Raw genomic sequence first — 5,347 nt, forward strand, 5'->3', positions numbered from 1 at the left:
GCGGGGAGGTGGGGGCGGTGTCCGCGGCGGCGTGCCCGGCGGTGTCGGCCAGCATCGCCAGATAGAGGGCGCGCTTGCTCGGGAAGTTCGAGTACACCGCGCCGCGGGTCAGCTCCGCCCGCTCGGCGATCCCGTCGACCTTCGCCGCGGCATAGCCCCGCTCGGCGAACTCCGCCCGCGCCGCCGTCAGCACCGCGGCACGCGTGCGCTCCTGCTGCTGGGCCCGGGTCAGTCGCACCATGCGCATCAGGATACAGCGACCATCCGGATGATGAGAACATCCGGATGGTCGACGGTTCCCGCCATCGTCGAGACGTCGCGGTCCCTCCGGCCGCGCCGGAGCCCTCCGGCGGAAGCCGCCGGAGGGCAAGCGGGTCTAGCCGGACGGCACCGTCGACTCGGCCGCGTCAGCGCCCTCCGTCGCGCCCTCATCCAGGAATCCGCCCGACTGGTGCTGCCACAGCTTCGCGTAGGCGCCGTCGGCGGCCAGCAGCTCCTGATGCGAGCCCTGTTCCACGATCCGGCCCCGGTCCAGCACCACCAGCCGGTCCATGCCCGCGACCGTGCTCAGCCGGTGCGCGACCACCAGCGCGGTCCGCCCGTCCATCAGCCGCCACAGCGCCTCCTGCACCAGCACCTCGCTTTCGGAGTCCAGCGCGCTGGTCGCCTCGTCGAGCAGCAGCAGCGGTGCGTCCCGCAGGATCGCCCGGGCCAGGGCGACCCGCTGGCGCTGGCCGCCGGACAGCTTCACGCCGCGTTCGCCGACCATCGTCTCGAAGCCGTCGGGCAGCGCGTCGGCGAACTCCGGGACATGCGCCGCCTCGGCCGCCTGCCGGATCTCCGCCTCGGTGGCGTCCGGCCGGGCGAACGCGATGTTCTCCCGCAGGGTGCGGTGGAACATGGCTGGATCCTGCGGCACGTACGAGATCAGGCTGCGCAGATCCGCCTGCCGCAGCGCGCTGATGTCCTGGCCGCCGATCAGGATCCGGCCCCCGTGGATGTCCTTCATCCGCAGCAGCAGCCGGGCGAGCGTGGTCTTGCCGCCGCCGGAGCGGCCGACCAGGCCGACCTTGGTGCCGCTGGGGACGTCCAGGTCGAGTCCCGTAAAGAGCGGGTTGCCGCCGCCGTGGGTGAAGTGCACCCGGTCGAAGCGGACCGCGGCGGGCCGGCCGGTCAGCGGCAGCGGGTCCGCCGGGTCGAGCACGGTCGGCGGCTCCCGCAGCAGGTCGGTGAACTGGGCCGCCTCCGTCATCGAGCTCTCGAGGCGGCGGTAGATCTGGTTGAACTCGAACATGATCCGGGTGGCGTTGGAGAAGTAGGTGAAGGCGACCACGACCGCCTCCACCCCGTGCCCGCCCGCGCCGAGCGCGACCGCCACCAGCAGCCCGAGCACGTTGGTGAGCACGGCCATCGGCGCGACGATGGTGTCGATGCGCAGGTTGCCGTAGTCCCAGGAGCGCAGCGTCAGCCGCCGCGAGTGCGCGACCCGCGAGCGGTGCTCGGCCGCCTCGCGGTCCTCGGCGGCGAACGCCCGGACCGTGTCCATGTTCATCAGGCTGTCCGCGACATGTCCGGCGACCCGCGCGATGGCCTCCTCGCGCTGGTCGACCAGGGCCTGGCGGCGGCGGATGAGCGGATAGACGATGAGCGCGGTCACGGAGACCATCGCCAGCAGCACGATGACCAGCAGCGGCTCGTACTGCCACAGCACCACCGAGCCGAAGATCAGGGGCACCAGATTGGCGATGACGTTGAAGGTCAGCGCGTCCACGAAGGCCTCGAAGCGGGAGGCGAAGCTCAGCACCCGCTTGGTCAGCGAGCCGGCGAAGTTGTCGTGGAAGAACGCGGCGTCCTTGGCGAACAGCTCGTCCATGCCGGTCACATACAGCTGCTCCATGCCCCGGGCGGCGAGGCGGTTGAGGCAGTGCAGGCCGATCCGCCACATGGTCTCGGCGAGCAGCAGGACGCCGGCGAAGGCGAGGAGGTACGGGAGTGCGGTGTCCAGGCCGGTATCGCCGTCATCGGCGATCCGGCCGACGAGCTTCGCGACGACCAGGGGCGCGATGTAGTTGAGCCCGATGTTGCCCACGGCGGGGAGCAGCATGCCGGGCAGGGTCAGCAGGCGGAGGCGTAAGAGCTCCCGCCCGTAAAAGCGCAGAGCGAGGACGACCGAGCCTTTCCCCGGCCGGATTTTGTGCGGTTCAGGAGATTTCATTCCACCTCGGAGAGGTCGTGGGGCAGCCCGCAGCGCAGCGCGTGGCGACGCGTGAGGCGGGGCTGGGAAGCGAAGATTCTCCCGCGATGGCGCGATCGCAGTCCAAGTGTTTTCCGTGCGAGCGCTCAGAACCGGACGCCCGGTCGACGCTCAACAGGAACTTAGACAAAGTCTAAGGTAGGATGGGATCCATAAGACAGGACGTGAAGAAGGAGGCGCCGACGATGCGCACGACCATCCTCGAGGGCAAGGACCTCGACGTCACCGGTGACGCTCTGCAGAGCGCGCTGGTGGATCTCCTCGACCTTTCGCTGCAGGCCAAGCAGGCCCACTGGAACGTCAGCGGTCCGCTCTTCCGCGAGCTGCACCTGCAGCTCGACGAGGTGGTGGAGCTGGCCCGCGAGCACGCCGACACCGTCGCCGAGCGCGCCGCCGCGCTGGGGCAGGCCCCGGACGGACGGGCCTCGACGCTCTCCGGCTCGCGGCAGGGCCCGGACGTCGGTCCCGGTGAGCTCTCCGACCAGAAGGTGATCGACGACTTCTCCGACCTGCTGGGCCAGACCGCCGCGCGGATGCGCGAGCGCATCGCGGACACCGAGACGGCGGACCCGGTCTCGCAGGACCTCTTCATCGGGATCACCGGCGATCTCGAGAAGCAGGCCTGGTTCTTCCGGTCGCACCGCATCGGCGGCCGCGGCTGACCGCAGCCCGTACGACCGACCGACAGGCGCCGCTGAGTCTTCAGCGGCGCCTGTCGCCGTCGCTACCCGTGCCGCAGGATCTCCGTCGTCACGGTGGACCAGACTTCCGGCGGCGGCATCTGGTGGCCCATGCCCTTCAGCGGGACCAGCCGCGCCCCCGGGATCTCCCGGGCCAGCGCCTCGCCGTGGCCGTACGGGAACAGCGGGTCCTCGGTGCCGTGCAGGATCAGCGTCGGCACGGTGATGCCGCCGAGCAGGTGCCGGATCGGCTCGCCGCCCTCCAGCTGCCAGTGGTTCTGCGCCGAGGCCAGGGACGGGCTGCGGTCGAAGGCGCGGGTGACGATGCGGCGCAGCCGCTCCTCGTCGACGGGGATGCTGCCCGCGAAGCCGCGCTCGCCCTTGATGAAGTACGCGATGACCGACTCGCGGTCGGACCAGTCGGGTCCCTCGTCGCCGCCCTCGGCGAACATCTTCTGCAGCTTCTCGCTCATCGGCGGCAGCTCCGGGTCGCCCGCGCCGCCGGGGCCGTTCGGGGTGGTGGAGATGAGCGTCAGCGAGAGCAGCCGGTCCTGGTGGTGCACGGCCAGGTGCTGGGCGACGCCGGCGCCCGCCGAGATGCCGACGATGTGCGCGGCCTCGATGCCGAGCGCGTCGAGCAGGCCGACGGCGTCGGCGACCAGCGCCTCGCCCGCGTACGGCGGCGCGCCCGGCGGGAAGGTCGTGGAGCGGCCGGTGTCGCGGGTGTCGTAGCGGATCACATACCGCCCGCCCGCGGCGAGCCGCTCGCACAGCTCGTCGTCCCACCAGTCCATCGACGCCTCGGCGCCGCCGATCAGCAGCAGCGCGGGGGCGGCGGAGTCGCCGAAGGTCTGGGCGCAGAGGTCGATCCCGTTCACGTGCAGCAGTTGCTCGCTGTTCAAGGCCGTCTCCCCGTTCGTTGGTTGGGAGCGACCCTACGTGCCGGGTCCGACAGCGTCACCGCCTCCGGAACGCCCACCGCGACGCCTGCCGCCGCCGCGCCCGCCTGGCCCGGCGCAGCACGCCCACCGCTATCGCGGCCAGCGTCAGCGCCGCAACCGCCGCGCCCATGCGCTTGGCGACCGGGACGCCGGCCGTGCGGAGCGCGTCGATCGGCTCGGCCTCGGCGTGTTCGGTACGGCCCTGCGCCTTCGTCGCGGGGTCGGCGAGCTCCGCGGACAGGCAGTCGGCGAACTGGCCGATGAGGCGCTCGCCCACCTCCTCCATCATCCCGCGGCCGAACTGGGCGGGGCGGCCGGTGATCTTCAGGTCCGTGTCGACGGCCACCGAGGTGACGCCGTTCTCCAGGAACGCCAGCGTGGACGTCACCCGGGCGCGCGCGGTGCCGTGGCCGCGGATCTCGCGGCCGTTGGCGACCAGCACCATGCGACGGGTCTTCTCGTCGCGCTCCTCGAAGGTGGCCGTGCCGCGGTACGTGACGGTGACCGGGCCGACCTTGACCTTCACGCCGCCCTTGACCGTCTCGCCGTCGTAGTCCTCGATGCCGGCGCCCGGGAGGCAGGGGGCGACGCGTTCGACGTCGCTGAGGATGGCCCAGGCCTGGTCGATGGCGACCGGGACGTTGAACTCGTGGTGCAGCTCCATGGTGTGGTCAGCTCCGTTCTCGTACGACGGCCGCCAGCTCCTCGAGGGCGGCCAGGCTGTGGCCTTCGGTGAACGCGTCGACGCTCGGCAGCGCGGCGGCCATGCCGGCTGCGAGGGGGGCGTAACCGGGGCGGGATTTGAGCGGGTTGGCCCAGATGACGCGGTGGGCCAGCCGGTGCAGGGCGCGCATCTGCGCGGCGAGGTGGGCCGGGTCGCCGCGCTCCCAGCCGTCGGAGAGGACCACGGCGACCGCGCCGCGGGCCAGGCCGCGGCGGCCCCAGCGGTCCAGGAACTCGGCGATCGTCTCGCCCAGCCGGGTCCCGCCGCTGAAGTCGGGGATCGCGGCGGCCGCGGCGCGCAGGGCCGTATCCGGGTCGGGGTGGGTCAGCTGGCGGGTGACGCGGGTCAGGCGGGTGCCGATGGTGAAGGCCTCGGTGGGGGTCGCGCGGCTGCGGGTCGCCGCGTGCGCGAAGCGGAGGAAGGCGTCCGCGTACGGGGTCATCGAGCCGCTGACGTCGGCGAGGAGGATGACGCGGCGGGGCTTGGCGGCGCGGGTGCGGCGGCGGAGCAGCGCCGGTTCGCCGCCGCGGCGGAGGGTCTCGCGGGCGGTGCGGTGCGGGTCGACCGGGCCGCGGTGGGAGGCGCGGCGGCGGGCGGTGCGGCGGTCGGGGCCGCGGAGCGAGAGGGCGGCAAGAAGGCGGTTGACCTCCGCGCGCTCGGCGGGGGACAGCGAGGCGACGTCGCGGTGGCGGAGGACTTCGGCGCGGCTGGCGAGGGCGGGGAGGGGCGCGTCCGATGGGGCCTCGGG

General features: G+C 72.7%; 6 protein-coding genes. 1 reads left to right on the forward strand and 5 read right to left on the reverse strand.

Features of this window, described 5'->3' with window-relative positions; all coding sequences use genetic code 11:
- Both G5C51_RS39610 and G5C51_RS39615 read right to left on the reverse strand, forming a co-directional pair.
- Positions 1-241, reverse strand: a 241-nt coding sequence (locus tag G5C51_RS39610; protein WP_165245395.1) for a TetR family transcriptional regulator, incomplete at its 3' end; no start/stop codon positions are given.
- A 135-nt stretch (positions 242-376) separates the two neighbouring features.
- Positions 377-2,215, reverse strand: a complete 1,839-nt coding sequence (locus tag G5C51_RS39615; RefSeq protein WP_165245397.1) for an ABC transporter ATP-binding protein — start codon at positions 2,213-2,215, stop codon at positions 377-379.
- Between the two features lie 224 nt (positions 2,216-2,439).
- Between G5C51_RS39615 and G5C51_RS39620 the strand changes: the two genes are divergently transcribed.
- Positions 2,440-2,916: a Dps family protein gene (locus G5C51_RS39620; RefSeq protein ID WP_165245399.1), complete on the forward strand. Its 477-nt coding sequence runs from the start codon at positions 2,440-2,442 to the stop codon at positions 2,914-2,916.
- Positions 2,917-2,978: 62 nt separating this feature from the next.
- Here the strand turns inward: G5C51_RS39620 and G5C51_RS39625 are convergent, their stop codons facing one another.
- The 3 genes from G5C51_RS39625 to G5C51_RS39635 all read right to left on the reverse strand — a co-directional run.
- Positions 2,979-3,836, reverse strand: a complete 858-nt coding sequence (locus tag G5C51_RS39625; RefSeq protein ID WP_206314819.1) for an alpha/beta fold hydrolase — start codon at positions 3,834-3,836, stop codon at positions 2,979-2,981.
- 55 nt (positions 3,837-3,891) lie between these two features.
- Complete coding sequence (locus G5C51_RS39630; protein ID WP_165245401.1) at positions 3,892-4,539, reverse strand: SRPBCC family protein; 648 nt, start codon at positions 4,537-4,539, stop codon at positions 3,892-3,894.
- Positions 4,540-4,546: 7 nt separating this feature from the next.
- Positions 4,547-5,347, reverse strand: an 801-nt coding sequence (locus tag G5C51_RS39635) for a vWA domain-containing protein (protein ID WP_165245403.1), incomplete at its 5' end; no start/stop codon positions are given.

Source organism: Streptomyces coryli (assembly GCF_011044975.1).
In the GTDB taxonomy this organism is placed as follows: domain Bacteria; phylum Actinomycetota; class Actinomycetes; order Streptomycetales; family Streptomycetaceae; genus Streptomyces; species Streptomyces coryli.

What these genes read in the sequence shown, in the direction of transcription:
- G5C51_RS39615 (WP_165245397.1), bottom strand. Translation starts at nt 2,215, where the DNA reads ATGAAATCTCCTGAACCGCACAAAATCCGGCCGGGGAAAGGCTCGGTC.
- G5C51_RS39620 (WP_165245399.1), top strand. Translation starts at nt 2,440, where the DNA reads ATGCGCACGACCATCCTCGAGGGCAAGGACCTCGACGTCACCGGTGAC.
- G5C51_RS39630 (WP_165245401.1), bottom strand. Translation starts at nt 4,539, where the DNA reads ATGGAGCTGCACCACGAGTTCAACGTCCCGGTCGCCATCGACCAGGCC.